The sequence below is a fragment of the Bradyrhizobium sp. CCGB20 genome (assembly GCF_024199855.1).
In the GTDB taxonomy this organism is placed as follows: domain Bacteria; phylum Pseudomonadota; class Alphaproteobacteria; order Rhizobiales; family Xanthobacteraceae; genus Bradyrhizobium.
In genome coordinates, this window is sequence record NZ_JANADN010000001.1 from 1,327,886 (window position 1) to 1,349,969 (window position 22,084).

The 22,084-nt window shown below is 64.2% G+C and carries 19 protein-coding genes; 13 read left to right on the forward strand and 6 right to left on the reverse strand.

Annotated elements, in window-relative coordinates; genetic code table 11:
- The first annotated feature begins 271 nt into the window (after positions 1 to 271).
- From tolQ to ftsH, 10 genes are all read left to right on the forward strand, one after another.
- A complete protein-coding gene (gene tolQ, locus NLM15_RS06175; protein WP_254116151.1) occupies positions 272 to 988 on the forward strand; it encodes a protein TolQ in 717 nt (238 codons plus the stop codon).
- Positions 989 to 1,031: 43 nt separating this feature from the next.
- A complete protein-coding gene (gene tolR / locus NLM15_RS06180) occupies positions 1,032 to 1,484 on the forward strand; it encodes a protein TolR (RefSeq protein WP_254116152.1) in 453 nt (150 codons plus the stop codon).
- Between the two features lie 4 nt (positions 1,485 to 1,488).
- The gene (locus tag NLM15_RS06185; protein WP_254116153.1) at positions 1,489 to 2,448 is read left to right on the forward strand and encodes a cell envelope integrity protein TolA; all 960 of its coding nucleotides are present in this window, start codon (positions 1,489 to 1,491) and stop codon (positions 2,446 to 2,448) included.
- 23 nt (positions 2,449 to 2,471) lie between these two features.
- A complete protein-coding gene (gene tolB, locus NLM15_RS06190; RefSeq protein WP_254116154.1) occupies positions 2,472 to 3,833 on the forward strand; it encodes a Tol-Pal system beta propeller repeat protein TolB in 1,362 nt (453 codons plus the stop codon).
- A gap of 246 nt (positions 3,834 to 4,079) precedes the next feature.
- Positions 4,080 to 6,413: a bifunctional diguanylate cyclase/phosphodiesterase gene (locus NLM15_RS06195; protein WP_254116155.1), complete on the forward strand. Its 2,334-nt coding sequence runs from the start codon at positions 4,080 to 4,082 to the stop codon at positions 6,411 to 6,413.
- A 192-nt stretch (positions 6,414 to 6,605) separates the two neighbouring features.
- The gene (locus NLM15_RS06200) at positions 6,606 to 7,331 is read left to right on the forward strand and encodes a hypothetical protein (RefSeq protein ID WP_254116156.1); all 726 of its coding nucleotides are present in this window, start codon (positions 6,606 to 6,608) and stop codon (positions 7,329 to 7,331) included.
- Positions 7,332 to 7,623: 292 nt separating this feature from the next.
- Positions 7,624 to 8,112: a peptidoglycan-associated lipoprotein Pal gene (pal, locus tag NLM15_RS06205; RefSeq protein WP_028152222.1), complete on the forward strand. Its 489-nt coding sequence runs from the start codon at positions 7,624 to 7,626 to the stop codon at positions 8,110 to 8,112.
- Positions 8,113 to 8,302: 190 nt separating this feature from the next.
- Positions 8,303 to 9,346 carry a tol-pal system protein YbgF gene (gene ybgF, locus NLM15_RS06210; protein ID WP_254116157.1) on the forward strand — a complete coding sequence of 348 codons (1,044 nt, stop codon included), beginning with the start codon at positions 8,303 to 8,305 and terminating at the stop codon, positions 9,344 to 9,346.
- Positions 9,347 to 9,419: 73 nt separating this feature from the next.
- Positions 9,420 to 10,529 carry a tRNA lysidine(34) synthetase TilS gene (gene tilS, locus NLM15_RS06215; protein WP_254116158.1) on the forward strand — a complete coding sequence of 370 codons (1,110 nt, stop codon included), beginning with the start codon at positions 9,420 to 9,422 and terminating at the stop codon, positions 10,527 to 10,529.
- A gap of 254 nt (positions 10,530 to 10,783) precedes the next feature.
- Entirely contained in the window at positions 10,784 to 12,706 is a 1,923-nt protein-coding gene (gene ftsH, locus NLM15_RS06220; protein WP_008136887.1) for an ATP-dependent zinc metalloprotease FtsH, read from the forward strand.
- A 224-nt stretch (positions 12,707 to 12,930) separates the two neighbouring features.
- Here the strand turns inward: ftsH and NLM15_RS06225 are convergent, their stop codons facing one another.
- The 5 genes from NLM15_RS06225 to NLM15_RS06245 all read right to left on the reverse strand — a co-directional run bounded on the left by NLM15_RS06225 (position 12,931) and on the right by NLM15_RS06245 (position 17,857).
- Positions 12,931 to 13,797 (reverse strand): alpha/beta fold hydrolase, encoded by an 867-nt coding sequence (locus NLM15_RS06225; protein ID WP_254116159.1) that lies wholly within the window; start codon positions 13,795 to 13,797, stop codon positions 12,931 to 12,933.
- 134 nt (positions 13,798 to 13,931) lie between these two features.
- Complete coding sequence (locus NLM15_RS06230) at positions 13,932 to 14,792, reverse strand: DMT family transporter (RefSeq protein ID WP_254116160.1); 861 nt, start codon at positions 14,790 to 14,792, stop codon at positions 13,932 to 13,934.
- Between the two features lie 84 nt (positions 14,793 to 14,876).
- Positions 14,877 to 15,473 carry a TetR/AcrR family transcriptional regulator gene (locus tag NLM15_RS06235; RefSeq protein WP_305887428.1) on the reverse strand — a complete coding sequence of 199 codons (597 nt, stop codon included), beginning with the start codon at positions 15,471 to 15,473 and terminating at the stop codon, positions 14,877 to 14,879.
- Between the two features lie 147 nt (positions 15,474 to 15,620).
- On the reverse strand, positions 15,621 to 16,736 hold the full coding sequence (locus NLM15_RS06240; protein ID WP_254116161.1) for an FUSC family protein: 1,116 nt from the start codon (positions 16,734 to 16,736) through the stop codon (positions 15,621 to 15,623).
- A gap of 17 nt (positions 16,737 to 16,753) precedes the next feature.
- Complete coding sequence (locus tag NLM15_RS06245; RefSeq protein WP_254116162.1) at positions 16,754 to 17,857, reverse strand: HlyD family secretion protein; 1,104 nt, start codon at positions 17,855 to 17,857, stop codon at positions 16,754 to 16,756.
- A gap of 118 nt (positions 17,858 to 17,975) precedes the next feature.
- Here NLM15_RS06245 and NLM15_RS06250 point away from each other — a divergent pair, with 118 nt between their 5' ends.
- Positions 17,976 to 18,845, forward strand: coding sequence for a LysR family transcriptional regulator (locus NLM15_RS06250; RefSeq protein WP_254116163.1), 870 nt, complete (start codon positions 17,976 to 17,978; stop codon positions 18,843 to 18,845).
- A gap of 169 nt (positions 18,846 to 19,014) precedes the next feature.
- Here the strand turns inward: NLM15_RS06250 and NLM15_RS06255 are convergent, their stop codons facing one another.
- Entirely contained in the window at positions 19,015 to 20,499 is a 1,485-nt protein-coding gene (locus NLM15_RS06255) for a hypothetical protein (RefSeq protein WP_254116164.1), read from the reverse strand.
- Positions 20,500 to 20,793: 294 nt separating this feature from the next.
- On the opposite strand from NLM15_RS06255, the gene NLM15_RS06260 reads away from it, so the two are divergent.
- A complete protein-coding gene (locus NLM15_RS06260) occupies positions 20,794 to 20,958 on the forward strand; it encodes a Flp family type IVb pilin (protein WP_166813359.1) in 165 nt (54 codons plus the stop codon).
- A 414-nt stretch (positions 20,959 to 21,372) separates the two neighbouring features.
- Positions 21,373 to 22,053, forward strand: a complete 681-nt coding sequence (locus tag NLM15_RS06265; protein WP_254116165.1) for a TetR family transcriptional regulator — start codon at positions 21,373 to 21,375, stop codon at positions 22,051 to 22,053.
- The last annotated feature ends 31 nt before the right edge of the window (positions 22,054 to 22,084 follow it).

Genomic DNA, 22,084 nt, shown 5'->3' on the forward strand with positions numbered 1-22,084 from the left:
CCAAATTCGTCCGTGGTAACCGTACGTTAACCAACGCCGGGCTCTGGTAATTACGGACAGTCGCGCCCGGAGCCGTGCCCGAGGCCCATAGTTTTGACATCTTGGCAGGGAATGCAGGCGGCCGGCTTTGGACGAGCCCCTGCACCCCAGAAAGACAAGGCTTTGAGCGGGCTTGCCGGCCGCGCCGGTTCTAGCGCGGCTGTTAGGGGAACCGGCAGCCATTTGCTGCCGCGGAACATCGGATAACGATCGCCTTGAGAGGATACTGCTTATGAATCCGGCCGACGTGGCTCAGTCAGCCCTTCCGGTTGCCGCTTCCGCGGACGTGTCGCTGATCGCGCTGTTCTGGCAGGCTCACTGGATCGTGAAGGGGGTCATGCTGGGCCTTCTGGCCTGCTCGGTCTGGGTCTGGGCCATCGCGATCGACAAGATCTTCCTCTATGCGCGCACCCGCCGTTCGATGGACCGCTTCGAACAGGCGTTCTGGTCGGGCGAGTCGATCGAGGAGCTTTATCGCACGCTCTCTGCGAAACCGACGCATTCCATGGCGGCCTGCTTCGTCGCCGCGATGCGTGAGTGGAAGCGCTCGTTCGAGAGCCACGCGCGTTCGGTCGCGGGCCTTCAGATGCGCATCGACAAGGTCATGAACGTCTCGATCGCGCGCGAGGTCGAGCGGCTGGAACGCCGGCTGCTGGTGCTCGCGACCGTCGGCTCCGCCGGCCCCTTCGTCGGCCTGTTCGGCACGGTCTGGGGCATCATGTCGAGCTTCCAGTCGATCGCGGCGTCGAAAAATACCTCCCTGGCGGTGGTGGCCCCTGGTATTGCGGAAGCGCTGTTTGCGACCGCTGTCGGCCTTATCGCCGCCATTCCTGCCACTATTTTCTACAATAAGTTCACTTCCGAGGTGAACCGGCAGGCCCAGCGGCTCGAGGGCTTCGCCGATGAATTTTCAGCCATCCTGTCGCGTCAGATCGACGAGCGGGGCTGACGGACGGCATGTATAGTGTGAAGGGCAATTTGGGCACTCGATCATGGCGATGAACGTAGCGAGTTCGTCCGGAGGCGGCGGGCGCCGTGGCCGGCGCAAGCCGGTCGTGGCCGAGATCAACGTCACGCCGATGGTCGACGTCATGCTGGTGCTGCTCATCATCTTCATGGTGTCCGCGCCGATGTTGACGGTCGGCGTGCCGCTCGACCTGCCACAGACCCAGGCCAAGAGCCTCGAAAACAATGACCAGAAGCCGATCCAGATGTCGGTCGACATCAAGGGCAAGGTGTTCATCAACGACGCCGAGATCGCGATCAACGAACTGGTGCCCAAGCTGAAGGCGATCACGGACGCGCGCGGCGGGCTCGAGGAGCGCATCTATCTGCGTGCCGACAAGAAGGCGGATTACGGAACGGTAGCCAAGGTCATGGGCCTGTTGTCCGGCGCTGGCTTCAAGAAGCTGGCGCTCGTCACCGAGGCGGATCAGGGGTCGTAGGCCAGTGAAGGTGAACGTCGACAAGACACTGGTTGCGTCGATTGCTCTCCACGTCCTCGTGCTTGGATGGGGGCTGGTCACCTTTAGCAGCAAGGCCTTCGTCGCGCCGGAAGAGTCGCTTCCGATCGACATCATCTCCACCGACCAGCTCGCGCAGATGATGTCGGGGCAGAAGACCGGTAAGAAGGAAGAGCCGAAGCCCAAGGTCGAGAAGATCGCCGAAGCCAAGCCCGAGGAAGACGCCGTCGGCAAGGTCACCGAGAAGAAAGAGCTGATCAAGACCAATTCGCAGCCGGAGCCGCCGCCAAAGCCCGTCGAGAAGCCGGTCGAGAAGAAGCCCGAGCCGCCGAAGCCGGTCGCCGAGGCCAAGCCGAAGGAAGAGCCGAAGCCGCAGGAAAAGAAACCTGATCCGGCCAAGGAAGATCCGATCGCCGAGCTCCAGAAGAAGCTGGAGACCAAGAAGCCGCCGCCGAAGCCCGTGGAGCAGAAGGTCGCGGCGGTGCAGCCGCAGCAGCAGCCGAAGCCGAAGGAGCGCAGCTTCGACCCCGCGCAGATTCAGCGCGATCTCGACAAGCGTGCTGCGACCCGGCACGAACTCGCCGGCTCGACCCTCAATGCGTCGGCTTCGCTGGGATCGACCACCGGAACTGCCGCCAACAACATCGCGACCTGGCGAGGTGCGTTCCAGGGCGCGGTCAAGCGCTGCTTCACGCCGACCTATAACGGGCAGGACGCCGATCAATACGAAGCTGACATCGACATTCCCATGAAGATCGATGGATCGCTCGCATCCGAACCGATTATCGTCGGGGTGAGGGGACCATCCCGGTCGATTGCCCAGGCCATAGCCGAAAGCGCCAAGCGCGCCATTGTGCAGTGTCAGGTTTATTCGTTCATGCCGAAGCAGCAGTACGAGAGCTGGAAGCTCATTCCGATGACTTTCGGCCTGAAAGATATGTTGTGACATCCGAACAAAAGAATTTTGCAATGAATGACGCTCGATCGATCTCCCGCCGCCGCTTCATGACCGTCACAGGATCGGCACTCGCGATGCTCGGAGGTGGACATGCCTTCGCGCAGAGCCAGCCGCGAATTCGCATCGATCCCACCGAATTTCGGCCGATCCCGATCGCGATCACCAATTTCGTGCCGGGCTCGCCGTCCGACGGCGATGTCGCCAACGGCGTCACGCAGGTCATCACCAACAATCTGAAACGTTCGGGCCTGTTTGCGCCGATCGACCAGGCCGCCTTCATCGAGCGCATCAGCAACATCGACGTCGCGCCGCAATTCCAGAACTGGAAGACCCTCAACGCGCAGGCGCTGGTCACCGGCCGTATGACACGGCAGCAGGACGGCCGGCTCAAGGCCGAATTCCGCCTCTGGGACGTGGTCACCGGCCAGCAGCTCACGGGACAGCAATATTTCACCTCGCCGGAATATTGGCGCCGCATCGCCCACATCATCTCCGACCAGATCTACGAGCAGATGACCGGCGAGAAGGGCTATTTCGACAGCCGCGTCGTGTTCGTGGACGAGACCGGGCCGAAGGAGCGCCGCGTCAAGCGGCTCGCGATGATGGACCAGGACGGCGCCAACGTGCGCTATCTGACGCGCGGCTCCGACCTCGTGCTGACGCCGCGCTTCTCGCCGAACTCGCAAGAGATCACCTACATGGAGTTCGGTCAGGGCGATCCCAAGGTCTATCTCTTCAACATCGAGACCGGCCAGCGCGAGATCGTCGGCAATTTTCCGGGCATGACCTTTGCGCCGCGCTTCTCGCCGGACGGTCAGCGCGTCATCATGAGCCTCCAGCAGGGCGGCAATTCCAACCTGTTCGTGATGGACCTGCGCTCGCGCTCGACCACGCGCCTTACCGACACGCCGGCGATCGACACCTCTCCTTCTTACTCGCCGGATGGCACCCGCATCTGCTTCGAATCCGATCGCGGCGGCAGGTCGCAGATCTACGTGATGGCGGCGGGCGGCGGGGCGGCGCAGCGCATCTCCTTCTCCAAGGACGATACCAACGCCACCTATTCGACGCCGGTGTGGTCGCCGCGCGGCGACTACATCGCCTTCACCAGGCAGGGCGGTGGGCAGTTCTCGATCGGCGTCATGAAGCCGGACGGCTCCGGTGAACGGCTCCTGACCTCCGGCTATCACAATGAAGGCCCGACCTTCTCGCCGAACGGCCGCGTGCTGATGTTCTTCCGCGATCCCGGCGGCAGCGGCGGACCGTCGCTGTACTCCGTCGACATCTCCGGCCGCAACGAGCTCAAGGTGCCGACGCCGGGCTTCGCCTCCGACCCGGCATGGTCGCCGCTGCTGTCCTCGACACCCGGCTGAGCCGCTAAGACATCGCGCGTTCAGACGCGCGATGTTTAGAAAAAACGCGCCGATTTTTTCGGGTTTCCTGCGGGACGCAAGCTTTCCTTCACCTTGTGCCCGGCAACGCTTGCCTAGTTGCTTGATATTTCAGCAGAAACAGGTTCGCTATTGCCGAAAAACAACCCGACTTTAACGATGTTCCCTCAGAAAGGCTTCATCTGGTTTGGGTAAAAGTACGCGCCAAACAGGACGCGTAACAAGTCGATGCAGCTGGCCGACCAGAAGCAGAGCGATCGAGACGAGCTGGAGCCGATACTCTACGCCGCTCTCATCAACTCTATGGTGCAGAATTTCTGGGCGATCTTCCTCGGCTCGGCCTCCGCGGCCGTGGCCGCGGTCATGACTGCGCTGAAGACCGGTGACGTCTGGCTGTGGCCGATCGCATTCCTGCTGATCGCCATCGGCACCGCGCGCGCCTTCCAGATGCGCCGATACGAAAACCGCACGCAGGCGCTGTCATTCGACGAGGCCAGGCACCTGGCGCCGCGCTATTGGCTCGGCGCGCTGAGCTATGCGGCCGTGCTCGGCGTGTGGGCCTTCGTCGTGATCTATCTCAACGAGGATGCGGTTGCGGACATGCTCTGTGTCGCCATCGGCATCGGCTACACCGCCGGCGGCGCCGCCCGCAATTACGGCCAGCCGCGGGTGATCCAGTGGCACGTCGCGCTCGCCTGCGGACCGATGTCGCTCGCGCTTCTGCTGCATGGCGGCTTCTACCATATCGGGCTCGCCATCCTGCTCGTGTTCTTCTTCATCGGGCTGAAGAACATCAACCTCACCCTGCACGCGATCTTCGTCAAGGCGCTGACCTCGAGCTTCCGCGAATCCGCGCTGGCGAGCCAGTTCGACACCGCGCTCAACAACATGCCGCATGGCCTGTGCATGTTTCGCGCCGACGGGCGCCTTGCGGTGATGAACCACCGCTTCGGCGAGCTGATGGCGTTGCCCGAGGATCTGGTCAAGCGCGGCGCCACCGCCGCCGATATCGTGTCGGCCTGTGTTGCCGCGGGCTCCATCTCGGCGGACAGCGGCAAGCAGATCCTGGCCGAGATCGAGCATGCGCGGATCCGCGAGATCGTCACCGCCGATCCGGATTCCGCGCGCGGCCGCGCGTTGGCCTGGACGTTCCAGCCGATGACCGGCGGCGGCACGGTGCTGCTGCTGGAAGACATCACCGAACGCACCAACGCCGAAGCCCGGATCACCCATCTCGCCCGCTATGACGAACTCACGGCGCTGCCCAACCGCGTCAGCTTCCGCGACGAGATCGAACGGCTGCTGGCGATCTCGCACGACGCCGAGCGCCCTTCCGCGCTGCTGTTCGTCGATCTCGACCAGTTCAAGCAGGTCAACGACACGCTCGGCCATCCCTGCGGCGACCAGCTCCTGTGCGCGGTCGCCAACCGCCTGCGCGAGATGCTGCGCCCCGAGGATTTCGTCGCCCGCTTCGGCGGCGACGAGTTCGTCGTGTTCCAGCAGAACATCGCCTCGCCCGAGGACGCAGCCAGCCTGGCGCGCCGCATCGTCGAGCGGCTGAGCGAGCGCTACCGCATCGACAATCATCTGGTCGAGATCGGCGCCAGCGTCGGCATCGCGCTGACCTCGCCGGACGGCGACGTCAGCGCCGACACGCTGCTCAAGAACGCCGACATGGCGCTCTACCGTGCCAAGGCCGACGGCCGCGGCACCTTCTGCTTCTTCCGCGACGAGATGGCGGCGACCGTCGAGGCCCGCCGCATCCTCGAGCTCGACCTGCGCAAGGCGCTGGCGAACGAGGAGTTCGAGCTGTTCTACCAGCCGCTGGTCAATCTGAAGTCCGGCAAGATCACCACCTGCGAGGCGCTGTTGCGCTGGAATCATCCGGTGCGCGGCACGGTCTCGCCGATCGACATCATCCCGGTCGCCGAGGACATGGGGCTGATCGTCGATCTCGGCCGCTGGATCCTGCGCCGCGCGTGCATGGAATGCATGAAGTGGCCCGACGGCGTCAGCGTCGCCGTCAACTTCTCGCCGCAGCAATTCCACCAGCGCGACGTGCTCAGTGAAATCCGCTACGCGCTCGAGGTCTCGGGGCTGCCGGCCCATCGCCTCGAGATCGAGATCACCGAGTCCTCACTGCTGCGCAACACCCAGCTCACCCACGACACCCTGTCGCAACTGCATGCGCTCGGCGTGCGCATCTCGCTCGACGATTTCGGCACCGGCTATTCCAGCCTCAGCTATCTGCACAATTTCCCGATGCAGAAGGTGAAGATCGACCGCTCCTTCCTCGAGGGCATCGACACCGACCGGCCGCTGACGCTGCTGCGCGGCGTGGCGCGGCTGTCCGCCGACCTCGGCATGGCTGTCGTGGTCGAGGGCATCGAGACCAACGAGCAGCTCGAGCTGATCAGCGCCGACGGCACCGTCTCCGAGGCGCAAGGCTATCTGTTCAGCCGTCCGGTGCCCGCCGTGCGGATGCGCCAGCTCCTCAACGCATCGCATGGACGGCGCGGCGAGAGCCTGCTCCACGTCGTCAGCTCACGCTCCTTCGCCTGAGTCTCATCTCCAGAAATTTTCCGTCGTTTCAGGCAGTTGCTGACCCACCGTAGTGCTACGGAGATTAACCCTATCGCCTCGATTGCTTTGCATCGTTGTTAAGGAGGTGTTAATGAATCCTCACGCGCGCGCAAGTTGTCCGACGGCAATGGCCGGGGCTCGCGCATCGTGAGCGGTGGGTAAGGAGTTGGAATGCAGTCCTCAGCCAGATCTGTCATTTCGGCTGTTGGACGTGGAGCCGATCTCCTGACCGACGTCGATTATCATCTTGCGGAGACGGCCGCGGAGAAGGAGGAAATCTACAACCTCCGCTACCGCGCCTATCTGCGCGAGGGCGCCGTCAGGGAATCGGCGGAGGCCCGGGTCACCGACCGCTACGACGAACTGCCGAACGCGTGGACCTTCGGCGTCTATCTCCGTGGCCAGCTCTGCAGCTCCGTGCGCATCAGCGTGCTGACCTCGGAATGGCGCGAGTCCACTTCGGCCGATGTCTTCCCCGAGATCCTGATGCCGCGGCTCGATCGGGGCGAGGTCATGATCGACCCGACCCGCTTTGTCGCCGATCCCGACCAGGTGAAGCGGGTTCCGGAATTGCCCTATCTGACGACCCGGCTCGCCTACATGGCGTGCGAGCACTTCAATGCCGACCTCGGCCTTGCCATCGTGCGTCCCGAGCATCAGGCGTTTTATCGCCGGGTGTTCCTGCACGAGACGATCGCCGAGCCCCGCCTGGTTCCGGGTCTGACGAAACCGTTCGGATTGATGGCGGCGGATTTCCCGACCTTCCGCAAGAAGGTGTTCGAGCGCTATCCGATCATGCGGTCCACCGCCTTCGAGCGGCGGATGCTGTTCGGGCGCGGCGGGCAGCGCGAGGTCCCGCAGCGGCCGGTGCTGGTGGCGGAAGCCGCGCACGTCTGATTCCCGCCGTCACGGTCTCGAGCCGCCGCGCGCCTTTCGGCCGGGGCTCCGTTCGCCCACATCGTCGTTCGGGCCTAAAATTCCAGCAAAGACCGGCGTTTTTGCTGGTCACGCAGCTTGCCTTCACCCTCGCGCCACATTTAGAACCCATTAACCATGACGGTTGCTTTTCGCGGGTTGGGGGCATTTGACCGGCTGAGGCAAGGTTCCATCAAGGTTGACGGAACGTTCGCTTAACCAACCCCCTGTAGACCGGACAGCAGTGGACGAACGTGAGCGTGGAGGCTCCGGAATGAAATATCCTATGCGTATCCTCCAGGGATTGAAGCTGGCTGCGGTGGTCGCGATCGCGCTGTCGATGGGCGCGTGCGCGAACAAGAACGCAGCGACGGATGCGATGGCCAATGCTGCGACGCCCGGCAGCCAGCAGGATTTCGTCGTGAACGTGGGCGACCGCGTGTTCTTCGAGAGCGACCAGACCGATCTGACGCCGCAGGCGATCGTGACCCTGGAGAAGCAGGCGCAGTGGCTGCAGAACTATCGGCAGTACAGCTTCACCATCGAAGGTCATGCCGACGAGCGCGGCACCCGCGAATACAACATCGCGCTCGGCGCCCGCCGCGCCCAGTCGGTGCGTTCGTTCCTCGCCTCGCGCGGCATCGATCCGAACCGCATGCGCACGATCTCCTACGGCAAGGAGCGGCCGGTCGCCGTCTGTAACGACATCTCCTGCTGGTCGCAGAACCGTCGCGCCGTCACCGTGCTGAATGCGAGCTCCTGACGATCAGTCAGGCGCCGTTCATCTTCAGGAACCGATTATGCCGGCGCCCTCTCGGGCGCCGGTTTCGTTTCAGCAATCCGTGACTTAAAACCCCTTGGTGGCAGTCACAGTTTTGGCGTACTCCCTTCCTCATTGTGGGCCGCGGCCAACGATCCGCCGCGCGCCACGTCGCTTTCGTCGTCAGGGCAAGATGTCATCGAAATACAAGGCAATTACCGGCACCGTGGCGATCGCCGCGCTGCTCTCTTTGTGCGCGCCCGCACTTGCGCAGTCGGACGATGCCGACCCTGAGATGCGGATCGAGCGGCTGGAAAACCAGCTGCGCCAGCTCACCGGCCAGAACGAAGAGCTGCAATATCGCAACCGCCAGCTCGAGGAGCGGCTGCGGGCGCTCGAGGGCGGCGCGCAGGGCGCGCCCGGGCAGGCGCCCAATGTCTCGGCAATGCCTCCAACCCAGGTCGCACCGACCCAGGTTGCGCCGGCCTATCGCCAGCAGCAGCAGGCCCAGCCGAACTACGAGCAGCCGCAGATCGCTGCTCCCGCGCCGATCGTTCAGGAGCAGCCGGCGCCCGGCGCGCCCGGCGTACGCCGCCGCGGTGATTCCTTCGATCCGAACCAGAACCCGAATGCGCCGGGCGCGCCGCGCGCGCTCGGTGGCGGGCAGCAGCCGATGCCGGCAGGCGCTCAGGCAGGTGCGCCCGGCGGCCGTGGCTACGGCGAGCCGCTCGATCTCTCCAATAACGGCCCCCGCTACCCGCAGGCAGCAGCACCCGTGCAGCCGGCCTATCCCGCCCAACAGGGGAATCCCGCGCCGTCAGGCGGCGCCGGTCTGACCACCCTGCCGCCCTCGGCAACGCCGCGCGACGAGTTCGACCTCGGCATCGGCTACATGCAGCGCAAGGACTATGCGCTGGCCGAGCAGACCATGAAGAATTTTGCGCAGAAATATCCGAGCGACCCGCTGCTCGGGGACGCGCAATACTGGCTCGGCGAGAGCTATTTCCAGCGCCAGCAATATCGCGACTCCGCGGAAGCCTTCCTTGCCGTCACCACCAAGTACGACAAGTCCGGCAAGGCGCCGGATGCGCTACTGCGGCTCGGCCAGTCGCTGGCCGCGCTGAAGGAGAAGGAGGCCGCCTGCGCCGCCTTCGGCGAAGTCGGCCGCAAATATCCGCGCGCCTCCGCCGGCGTCAAAGCCGCAGTCGATCGCGAGCAGAAGCGGGTGAAGTGCTGATCTGCGGCATTCGTCCCTGACAAGGCGAATGGCGTTGCGCTAAATTGCGCCTGCCATTCTGCCGGGCCGCGTCATGTCAGACGACGACAATTCTCCGATCTCCGCTCGCGCGGCGAAGCAGCTCTTCGCCGGGCTCAGAAGCGCGCCTGCTCTGCTGCTCGCGGTCTCAGGCGGGCCTGACTCGGTTGCGCTGATGTGGCTCGCCGCGCGCTGGCAGCGCGGCCTTGCACGCGGTCCGCAACTGACCGTCGCCACCGTCGATCACGGCCTGCGCCCGGAGGCGGCGCGCGAGGCGCGCGAGGTCAAGCGGCTGGCCGCTGAACTCGGGCTGGCGCACCGGACCCTGCGCTGGCGTGGCGCGAAGCCGAAGACCGGATTGCCGGCGGCCGCACGCGAAGCCCGCTACCGCCTGCTTGCGCAAGCCGCGCGCAGCGTCGGCGCGAGCCATGTGCTGACCGCCCACACCCGCGACGATCAGGCCGAGACCCTGCTAATGCGCCTTGTCCGCGGCAGCGGACTTGCCGGGCTGTCGGCGATGGCGCGCCTCACGGAGCGCGACGGCATCGTGCTGGTGCGCCCGCTGCTCGATGTCCCGAAGTCGCAGCTGATCGCGACCCTGAAGCGGGCGAAGATCGGCTTTGCCGATGACCCCACCAACCGCGACACCGCCTTCACCCGGCCGCGGCTGCGCGCGCTGCTGCCGCAACTTGCGGCCGAGGGTGGCGACAGCAGGAGTCTGGCGCGGCTCGCGGCGCGGCTTTCGCGCGCCAATGCCGCGGTCGAGGTGCTGGTCGACGGCGCCGAACGCTTCCTCCAGCTTCAGGCACGCGGCGATGCGCCGCAGGCGGGCGTTCGCAGCTTCGAGGCCTCGGCGTTCGCCAATCTGCCGGAGGAGGTCCGGCTGCGGCTGCTGCTGCGGGCCGTCAATGCCCTCGGCCATGAGGGGCCGGCGGAACTCGGCAAGGTCGAGGCCCTCTCGGCCGCGCTCGATCAGGCCATGAATCAGGGCATGAATCAGGGCATGGCGGCAAAGCCCCGCGCACCCGCAAATGGCCGTGCGATCTTGAAGCAGACCCTTGCGGGAGCCTTGATCAGCCTCGCGGGGGGGCGTATCCACATCGTGCCGGCGTCGGCCCGGCGGTCCCCAAGAGGACGTCGAGGGGACGTGAAAGGCGGATCATGACACCGGTCGTTTCCGCTGCACGGCGTCAGGCCACCTTAACCAGGCAGGAAAAACCCCGGATACGTCGCCATTATTTCAGCCGGAATCGCCCTAAGATGGGATAAATAGTCCCATCTCGTTCCCTTGGCAGCGACCGGGGCGGCACCTAAATTGTATGCGTCTAACCAAGAGGATTCCTTGGGGATTTCCTCGTACACACCCAGCTAACTGCCCAAGGATCAGGCCGCGATCCGCGCGACCACGAAGGAAGATCGATGAACGCCAATCTGCGCAATTTCGCCCTCTGGGTCATCATTGTCTTGCTGCTGTTGGCGTTGTTCACGCTCTTCCAGAATCCGGGTCAGCGCGCCTCCTCGCAGGACATCGCCTTCTCCCAGCTCCTGAGCGAAGTTGACCGCGGCAATGTGCGCGACGTCGTGATCCAGGGGCCGGACATCCACGGCACCTTCACCAACGGCTCGAGCTTCCAGACCTATGCGCCGAACGACCCGACGCTGGTGAAGCGCCTCTATGACAGCAAGGTCCAGATCACCGCGAAGCCGCCCGGCGACAACGTGCCGTGGTTCGTCTCGCTGCTGGTCTCCTGGCTGCCCTTCATCGCGCTGATCGGCGTCTGGATCTTCCTGTCGCGGCAGATGCAGGGCGGCGCCGGTAAGGCGATGGGTTTTGGCAAGTCGCGCGCGAAGATGCTGACGGAGGCTCACGGCCGCGTCACCTTCGAGGACGTCGCCGGCGTGGACGAAGCCAAGCAGGACCTCCAGGAGATCGTCGAATTCCTCCGCGACCCCGGCAAATTCCAGCGCCTCGGCGGCCGCATTCCGCGCGGCGTGCTGCTGGTCGGCCCTCCCGGTACCGGTAAGACCCTGATCGCGCGTGCGGTCGCGGGCGAAGCCAACGTGCCGTTCTTCACCATTTCCGGTTCGGACTTCGTCGAAATGTTCGTCGGCGTCGGCGCCTCTCGCGTGCGCGACATGTTCGAGCAGGCGAAGAAGAACGCGCCCTGCATCATCTTCATCGACGAAATCGACGCGGTCGGTCGTCACCGTGGCGCCGGTCTCGGCGGCGGCAATGACGAGCGCGAGCAGACGCTGAACCAGTTGCTGGTCGAGATGGACGGCTTCGAGGCCAACGAAGGCGTGATCCTGATCGCCGCGACCAACCGTCCCGACGTGCTCGATCCCGCGTTGCTGCGTCCCGGCCGCTTCGACCGTCAGGTCGTGGTGCCCAATCCCGACGTCGTCGGCCGCGAGCAGATCCTCAAGGTTCACGTCCGCAAGGTGCCGCTGGCGCCGGATATCAACCTCAAGACCATTGCGCGCGGCACCCCGGGCTTCTCCGGCGCCGACCTGATGAACCTCGTCAACGAGGCCGCCCTGACCGCTGCCCGCCGCAACAAGCGGATGGTGACCCAGGCCGAGTTCGAGGAAGCAAAAGACAAGGTGATGATGGGCGCCGAGCGCAAGTCGCTCGTCATGACCGAGGAAGAAAAGCTGCTGACGGCCTACCACGAGGGCGGCCACGCCATCGTCGGCCTCAACGTCGTCGCGACCGACCCGATCCACAAGGCGACCATCATTCCGCGCGGCCGTGCGCTGGGCATGGTCATGCAGCTGCCCGAGCGCGACAAGCTGTCGATGTCTCTGGAGCAGATGACCTCGCGGCTCGCCATCATGATGGGTGGCCGTGTTGCCGAAGAGCTGATCTTTGGCCGCGAGAAGGTGACGTCTGGTGCGTCTTCCGACATCGAGCAGGCCACGCGTCTGGCTCGCATGATGGTGACGCGCTGGGGCCTGTCCGAGGCGCTCGGCACCGTGTCCTACGGCGAGAACCAGGACGAGGTCTTCCTGGGCATGTCGGTGTCGCGCACCCAGAACGCGTCGGAAGCGACGGTTCAGAAGATCGACACCGAGATCCGGCGTTTCGTGGAAGAGGGCTACAACGAAGCGACCCGCATTCTCACCGAGAAGCGCGCCGATCTCGAAGCTCTCGCCAAGGGCCTGCTCGAGTTCGAGACGCTCTCCGGCGACGAGATCGTCGATCTGCTCAAGGGCAAGAAGCCGAACCGCGAGTCCGTGCTCGAGCCGACCACGCCGCGCGCCTCCGCCGTGCCCCCGGCCGGCAAGTCGCGCCCGCGGCCCGATCCGGATCCCGGCCTGGAGCCGCAGCCGCAGGCGTAACCGCAGGGCGGCAGATGAAATCGAAAAACGCGGCGGAAACGCCGCGTTTTTTGTTGGCTATGGCGGTTTGCGCTCGCAATGACGACGTTGATGCAGCTGCGCTCGTGATGACGTGGCACCGGCCTCGTAGGGTGGGCAAAGGCGCATAGCGCCGTGCCCACCATCTCTCGGCAGTCAATTCAGAAGTGGTGGGCACGCTGTCGCTTTGCCCACCCTGCGATATCTCAGTTCGCCGCAGCGCCAGCCCTCTCGCCGCGCGCAAGAAAACGCAGCACGTCGTCATTGAACTGCTCGGAATCCTGCAAAAACGAGAAGTGACTGACCTCAGGCTGGATCAGCAGGCCGGCTCCCGGAATGTTCGCGGCCATGAACTCGGTGTTGTCGCGCTTGATCGCCTCGTCGTGGTCGCCGTCCACGATCCAGGTCGGCACCTTGATGGCCGCAAGATCCGAGGCCGTCCATTTCGGCTGGCTCTCCCACATCTTGGTAATCTCCGCGACGAAGCCCTTGTACTCGGTCGGCGTCGGCGAGAGGCGCTTGTACTCCTCGCCGGCCCTCGCGATGTACGCATTGAAGACATCGCTGGACGCAATATCCGCAACGCCCGACGGATCCGAGTTCGCCGCGAAGGCGAACAGCCTGCTGACGCGCTCCGGGTGCTTCATGGCGATGTCGAGGCCGATGATCGCGCCGTCGCTCCAGCCGACGATCGCGGCCTTCCTGATCTTGAGATGGTCGAGCAGGGCGACCACGTCCGAGGCCATCAGATCGTAGCCGTAGGGCTCCTGATTGCGGCTGCTGCGCCCATGCCCGCGGCTGTCCATGACGATGACCTGGTACTGCCGCTGCAACGCGCGGACCTGGTGGCCCCAGTAGCTGGCATTGGCAAGGCCGCCATGCAGCAGGACGACGGGCTCACCGCGGCCGTAGACCGCGTACCAGATCTTCACCCCATTGACGGGTGCGAGGCCGCTCTGCGCCGCCTTGGGCAAGGTTGGCGTCGGCGGCAGGCTCATCCATCGCGGCGCCGCATGCGCCGCGCCGATTGCGACCGTGACGAGAAGCGCCACGAAGAGATTGCGAAACATCATGATGCGTCTTCCTGCTTGACAACAGGACATTACCGCATGGCAGTACGGGTGCGTAACCTCGCAACACGATGCTGCACCAAGACGTGAAAACCTGCGAGCGCCATGTGCCGAACCACCGGCGTTATGGACAGCGTTCAAACGGATCGAACGCCCGGTCTGACCTGTGTCATCGCCACGCCTGAGATCGCGAGCAGCCCGCCGACGATCAGCTTCGGTGTCATCCGCTCGCCCAGGAACAACACGCTCGACATCAAGGCGAACACCGGCAGCAGCAGGCCGAAGGGGGCGACGCGGCCCATGGAGCAGCGGGCGATCAGCCAGAACCAAAGGCCAAACCCCAAAATTCCTCCGATGAAAATCGTGTAGGTGAGGGCCAGCCAGCCAATTTCATCCGCCGTGACGAGGCTCGCCATTTGTCCGTGTTCAAGCAGCAGCGACATCACCATGACCTGCGGCACCGTGAGCAGCGACGACCACCCCATCAGCATCAGGGGATCAAAAGGGCCGTAGCGTTTGGTCAGGACGTTGGACACCGAGAATGCGAAGGCAGCGGCGACCACGAGCAGCAGCGGAAGGATGTTTGCCGTCAGGCCCGGCCCCGCCGCCAGCACGACCACGCCAGCGAAGGCAAGCAGCACACCGGCGGTCGTGGTGAGAGACGGCCGCTCGCCAAGCAGTGGCCAGGCCAACAGCACGGTGAAGGGCGTTGCGAGTTGATATGCGACGGCCGACATGCTTCCCGAACCGAGCCCAAGGCCGACATAGAACAGCCCGAAATTCAGGCCGCCCAGGAAAATCGAAATGGCTGCGACAGGGCCGAGCTGCTCGCGTGCGGGTTTCTTGACGAACGGAACGAGCAGCAGTGCGATGGCGAGGAAGCGCAGTGCGAGGAAGAAGAGCGGCGGAAACTCCGCAACGCCGACCTTGATGGCGACGAACTGGTAGCCCCAGAGCAGGGGGACGGCCACCGCACAGACGATCTGGAGGGCGGTCATGGTATCGTTCCTTTCAAGACCAATCAGTCCAGATATCGGCAAGTCGACGAGGGAGGTACCATGACGTTGCCCTCATTGGATGACTTACTTGATGAAGCGGTCGAGCAGCGCGTCGGCAGTGGCCTGCGATGTGGCCCGCGCCGGAGCCGTCTTGCCGACCACGCGCAGCCCCTCGACGAAACAGACGAGAATTTTCGCGGCGCTTGAGGGGTCGACACCCTTGGCCAGCTTGCCTACCGCTTCAGCGCGAGCCAATGCACCTGCGACCCGGGCCTCCATCGCCTTGAAGAAGCCCGCGACGCGGCGAGCGACTTCCGCATCCTGGCCGCCCAGCTCCATGGCCGTGGCCACCAACAGGCATCCGCGCCGGCCATTGGCACCGCTGGTGCGCTCGACATAGCCGGCAAGGTAAGCCCGCAAGGCCTCGACCGGCTCCCTGCCGGGAGCGAACTCGACATCCATGCGTGTCACCGCATCCTCAATGTAGCGATCGAGCGCCCGCAGGAAGAGCGAGTGCTTGTCGCCGAAGGCGGCGTAGAGGCTGCCCCGCGAGAGCTTCGTGGCGCGAAGCAGGTCCGGCAGCGCGGTGGCGTGATAGCCGTGCGACCAGAACGCGTTCATCGCGCGCTCGACGGCGGCATCCACATCGAAGCTTCGGGGGCGGCCACGGGGCGACTGCATTGGGGCTTGGCGAGGCATGCATGATATATAGACCGATTGGTTCATATATCGCAAGTGCTGCTTCGGCGTCAAAAGCGGCCATCGGCCCCGAGCGTCGAATGTCCGCTGTCGGCCAGTTCCAGACCCATGCGCCGCAGCATGACTTGATCAGCCCTCCGTCCGGTCTTCAACCAAAGGCCAGACGAGGGTCGTCAGACAGAGCATGGCGGAGCCGATCGCGATGCCAACCAAACGCTCTAGCCCAGGGGAAATATCTGTGATCGGAGCTGGCCCCTGAACAAGGGTGATGAGAAGTCCGAGCGTGAACTGCGTTCCGAGATAGTTGATCTCCCGTCCTGTCTGGATTTGGTAGCCGATCCAGACGCCGGCAGCGAGGGTGAGCACGGTTACCAGCAATCCTGTGCCGAACAGGCCAATAGAGACCAGAGCGACCGCGCTACCAAGCAGGCATCCGAGCGCCCTGTGGACTATCCTCTCGTAGATCGTAGCGTATCGGCGGCTCCCCACCGCTGCCGATGGGACGATCATGATGACGTACGATGTGACCGCAGTTTGTGAGAACTCCTCGATGCCGAACCACCGCCAGATGAGGGGAAGCAAGGCGACGGCCAGCGCCGCACGGGTACAGTGCTCGAGCAGCGGCCAATGCCCTCGCAGCCAGCTCTCATTCAACACATCACGCAGGCGTCCGCACCAGAGCATGTCGTGAAATTGTTTGTCCCTGCGGCTCGGCGTATCCGGGAACAGGCTTGCAACAACAAGGCATGCGCACGTTCCGACCGTAATCTCCGCCACCCGCGTGGCAGCGAAATGCACGACAGAGTCTGGCGCGGCGAGCGCCTCGGTGGTTACCATCCCGGCCGTAAGGCCAAAGAACAGCCATGCGTAACTGTAGTTGGTCGCCAGCGACTGAAAGGTGCCGATCCATGACACCAGGAAGAGGAAGGCCATCAACAGCAAAGGGTCATTCGCTGTTCCTGGCGCAAGCAGGAGTCCCAGCAGTGCTCCACCCACAGTGCCCACGATGCGCATCAGTCCCCGCCGGAATGTCTCGGCGAGGCTGCCACGTATCACCATGTAGCCGCTGAACGCTGCCCAGGAGAGATCATCAAGGTTGAGAATGGTTGCCGCCGCGACAGCGGCCAACACCGAGATCACGAGTTTTGCTGCGTCTCTGGCGCGCGGGCCGCGAAGCTCGAGCGATTTGAGTTCACGCACCAGGGCGCGCGGTATGGGTTGCAGGGCCGATATCAGGAGCGGCATCGTCGAGATTCTCCCAATCAATAGATGACCAGGACGCGGGCGTCGACGCCCATGAAGAGTTGGTCTCTCCCAGGAGATTCGAGCAGCGTGAATCGAACAGGAACCCGTCGTTGCAGGCGAATCCAGTTCACCGTTGGAGATACGTAAGGGACGAGTGTCTCGCTTCCTTGCTGGCGACTGATGCCGTGCGCCAGGCCCTGGATGCGTGCGCGGTAGAGATGCCAGGGATGGCTGTCGAGCCAGATCCAGGCCAGGCCGCCGGGATGGAGGTGTCGTAGATAATATTCCTTGTAATTGGCAACGACGCGCCAGGCGTTCCCATCGACGATCGCAACCGCTGCCTGGCTCGTGGAAGCCATGTCGCCAGTTTGAATGGCAAGATGCGTCACGTAACCGTCAACGGGCGCCACGACATTGGTGCGGCCCAAGCGCCATTCGGCGAGAAGACGGGCAGCGTGGGCCGATGAGACGGCAGCCTTATCCAGGTTCAGAGTCTCGTTCGCCTTCTGCAAGGCAGCTTCGGCGGCATGTTGCTGGGCCGCGCTTTGCTCCTCGGTGGTGCGAGTCGTGTCGAGCGCCTGCGCGGAGATCGTACCGGACTGGGCAAGCGGCGTGTCACGGCGCAGATTCGCCGCGGCGAGCCTCTCGGCAGCACCCGCCGCCTCCTTCTGCGCCAGCAGAACCTGCAACTGTGCCCGGTCCACCGGCAGCTGAGCCTCAGTTCGCACCTCGTCCGCGCGCGCTTGCTCGACAGCCAATCTGAACGGTACCGGATCGATGGTGAAGAGGAGCGTTCCTCGCTTCACCCATTCGTTGTCTTTCACAAGAACCGCTGCGATCGGACCCGTAACTTCCGGCGTGATCGACAGCACATCGGACGTGACGTATGCGTCGTCCGTATAGGCGAACAGATAGCCCGACATCCACCAGGCTAGAAAAGTTGCTGCAATGGCGAGGAGGAACAGCAAGGCGCGCTGGCGTTGCGAGAAAGCGCGCGATCGATCGAGTTCGGGTCTCGCGGACAGCGAAGGTCCAGCAACCGGGAGACGAGGTTCTTCGGTCCTGACCGCTGGCTCAGGGATGGACTCGCTTTTCAGGCTGACATTCAGATCCTGGTCCAATTTCGATCGTCCAAGTCAACGTCCAAGTCAATCGGGCTCCTGATAAGAGATATTTGATTTCAGTCATCGCACAGTCAAATATATAGCAAGAACGATCTCCATAGCTTTTGGCACTGGCATGGAACTTCGCCACATCCGTTATTTCCTCGCGGTTGCCGAGGAGAAAAACTTCACACGCGCCGCTGCGCGCGTTGGAATCGGGCAGCCGCCGCTGAGCCAGCAGATCAAGGATCTCGAGGCCGAAGTCGGGGCTGTGCTCTTCCATCGCATTCCCCAGGGTGCTGAACTGACCGACGCAGGGCGCGCTTTTCTGGAGAACGTGCGGGTCATTCCCATGCAGGCGGAGCGCTCCATTCGCGCCGCGCAAAGGGCTGCACGGGGTCAAATCGGTTCGCTGCGGGTGGGCTTTACCAACTCGGCACCATTTAATCCCGTTGTCACCTCGACGATCCGATCGTTTCGCCGAGCCTATCCCGATGTGGATCTGACGCTGGAGGAGGCGACCACATCCCGTCTCGTTGCGGGCCTTCGGGAAGGAGAGCTGGACGCGGTGTTCCTGCGCCCCGATGAGGGCGAGGACGATCTGCAGTTTCGGCGTCTGTCCAACGAGCCGCTGCTCGTCGTATTGCCCGCAAGCCATCCGGTGGCGAAGTCGACTGAAATCGATCTTGTCAGGCTGAAGGGGGATCCGCTCGTTCTGACGTCACGCGGATCGGCCTGGGCTGACACCGTCATCGCGGCCTGTCGGCGGGCGGGCTTCGAGCCGATCCTCGGGCAGTCCGCGCCGCAGATCAGCTCCGTCGTCAGCCTCGTGGCAGCTGAGCTTGGCTTTTCGCTCGTGCCGGCGTCAATGCGCCAGCTTCATGTCACCGGCGTCACCTATCGTGAGGTCAAAGGGGACGCTCCAATCGTGCGCTTGGCTCTGGCGTTCCGGCGTGGCGAGACCTCCAGGATCGTCCGCAACTTCATTGCCCAGGCGGTGGCGTGAAGCGGGAGATGCGCGAAGCAATGCGCATGTCGGCTTAAGCGGCCCCGATGGGGTCGGACTGATGTCGCCTTCGGGTCAATCGGCGAAATGACCGGAGCGCCTGCTTAAGCCTGCTCCGCGTCTCGAAACAGATGTCTCATCTATCGGGACACGCCTTGGCGCCGCACGCTCACTTCGCCGCCGCCGCGCCGTCCACCTTCTCTCTTACATGCACCACCGCGATGTCATCCGCGTAGATCCGCTTCCAGCCCTTGAGCTGGTCGAGGATCTGCGGGCCTGGCGCGTCGGCGACCAATAGCGTCGCGTCGATCTTGTACTGGTCAAGCAGGCGCGGCAGCAGCTCGGGCTTCTTGCCCTCCGTCGCCTTGAAGAAATCCATGACGAATTTTTCGCCGTAGAGCTCGGCACGCCCGTCGACGTAGACGGGGATATCGCGCGAGATCAGATAGCCGCCGAACTGGTAGGCGTTGAAGATGCGCTGCACCCCAAGCTTCTCGAGCAGGTCGACCGCCGCAACCGGCGTCTGCGCCATCGTGAAGGTGAAGCGGTGGTGGCCCATGTAGAGCGAGGTCGAGGTCCAGCTTGCGGCGACGATCATCAGCGCACCTGTTACGGTGACGTAGCGGGCCGGCCAGCGGTCGACGCCAGTGGCGTCAGCGGGCGGGCGCGCAAACATCTCGCCGAGCGGCTTTGCCAGCACCAGCGGGATCAGGAAGGCGAAAGCCTCGATGCTCCTGACATGGGTCAGCGCGCTCCAGGTCAGGAACAGGATCAGGAAGATCCGGGGCGCCGAGAGCACGAGGCCGCGGTAGTAGCCGAGCGCGATCAGGCCGAGCAGCGCGCCTTCGAACGAGGTGAAGGTGGCAAAATTCGCCGGCATCCATTCGAAGATCAGCGACAGCAATTCGCCGAGGCTGAGGATGTTGGTCGCACCCATCAGCGTCCGCCAGCCGTAAGGCGTGCAGCAGCTCGCGATCAGTGCCGCGACGCCGAACAGAACCCAGCGCATGAACAGCCGGAGCCGCTGTCCCTTCTCGGCATGCTCGACCGCTTCGAGCGAGATCGGGCCGATCAGTGCGAGGCCCAGCACGAAGCCGCCATGCAAATTGGCCCAGAGCGCCATCAGCGGCAGCCAATACCAGGACGGCGCGCTCTTGCGGTCGGCCGCCGCCATCAGCAGGCCAACCCACGCCACCATGACGGGCAGCGCCAAAATATGCGGCCGCGCCAGCACGTGATGGATCGACAGCAGCAGCGCCAGCATCGCGAACAGCACCGCGCGCGGTGCGCCGATCTGCGCGTCGAGCAGATAGACGAAGATCGCGGCCGAGAGCGCGACCCCGATCGCGGTGAGGATCACGGGCCCGGCCCAGTCCCATTGCGCATGGGAGAAGGCGAACAGCACCTGCGAGAGCCACGACGTCGAGATCCAGGTCTCGCCGGTCCGCGTGAAGGAATAGAAGTCCGTGTAGGGAACGGCGCCGTGATCGAGGATCCATTGTCCGATCTTGATCTGCCAGAACGAGTCGGAGTCCTGAAGCAGCGTGTCGCCGACAAAGAGGAAGAAGAGATAGGCGCCGGCACCGACGCACAGCGGCACCAGTGCGCGCGCGCGGCTCTGCACCGCGATTGCATTGGCAAAGGAAAGGGACATGCCGCCTCGTCGTCCTGTTTATTCTTGTTCGAGCGGACGGCATTGGACCATGGGCGGTCATAACTTGGAGTAAATCGCGCCCCGCAGCATTGCCGCGGATACCTGCAATTTAACGGATTGTTTTCAATTCCCCTTTACCATCGTCGAATACCTGCAATCCGCTTCGTGTTTACGCAGTCGAATTAACTGCGGCGCAATTCTTTGCGTCTACGTTCGGTTCCATGGTCGGGCGGCGCTGGGAAGCCGGAAAGATCAGACCATTTGTAAGCCTCGTGTACTCTTTGGGAGCAGTCTATGAAGAACCTCGTTTCGCGTTTCGTGAAGGACGAATCCGGCGCAACCGCCATTGAATACGGCCTGATCGCTGCCGGCATCGCGCTGGCGATCATCACCGTCGTCAACAACCTCGGCAGCTCGCTGAACACCAAGTTCGGCTCGATCTCGACCAGCCTCAAGTAAGACTGGACGATCCTGGAATTTCGAGAGCCCCGTCCTGGACGGGGCTCTTTTCTTTTGGGCGGTCGTGTCGCTACAGCCGTCATGGCCGGGCATAGCCATCCGAAGGACGGCGCCGCTTCCGCTGGCCATGACCCCGCCATCGATGTCCTGGCTCCGCTGCCCAAAGAACGTGGGTGCCCGGACCTTCGCCTCGCCGAAGTGGCTTCGGCCGCGCAGGCGGGACCGGCCCGGGCATGACGGCGTTCGTGGCCAGACATGGCGCTCCCGTCCGTTTGCTGTGACGCATCATGCATTTGGACCTTGTCATCCACCCTGAATAGTTGTTCAGTCCTTGCGGGACGATTTGCATCTATTGCAGTGACGAAGCGTGCGGCCGCAGGGCGTGTGGCTGGCGTGTGGGACAGGAAGCGCGCCATGGTTTATCGGCGGACGCATCAAGTGGTGAAGCGCCTTGCGGCAAGGCGCAGTGCGATCCTCGCGGCGGCGCGGGAAGCTGCGGCGGAAGGCGGGATGGCGGCGGTGCAGATCGCGCCGGTCGCGGTCCGGGCCAGTGTCGCGGCGGGGACGGTCTACCGCTACTTCCCGTCCAAGGCCGAACTGATCTCCGAATTGATTGCCGAGGTGTCGCGCGACGAGCTCGCGGCGATCCGCCGGGCGGCCGATGCCGCGCCCGGCCCATCCTCGGCGCTGGCGGCGGCCGTCACCACCGTGGCGGTCCATACACTGTCGCAGCGCAGGCTGGCCTGGGGAATCCTGGCCGAGCCCGTCGATGTCGATGTCAGCGCCTCGCGCCTCGCCAGCCGCCGCGAGATCGCCGGCGAGATCGCCGCGCGGATCGACGCCGCCGTGCGTGCCGGCCACCTGCCGGCCCAGGACACCGCGCTTGCCGCCACCGCGCTGCTCGGCGCGCTGCATGAGGCCTTGGTCGGGCCGCTGGCGCCTGACAATCTCGAAGATCCCGCCAGGATGCGCGATGCCGTGCAGACCGTGACGCTGCTGGCGCTGCGCGCTGTCGGCGTCATGGACGCCCGCGCCCGCGGCCTTGTGGTGCAGCAGACGCTGCTGCCGGCGGCGAAGGCGCTGGTCGGGGCGTAAACTCGCAGTGCGATCGAGGCGGAGGCCTGAT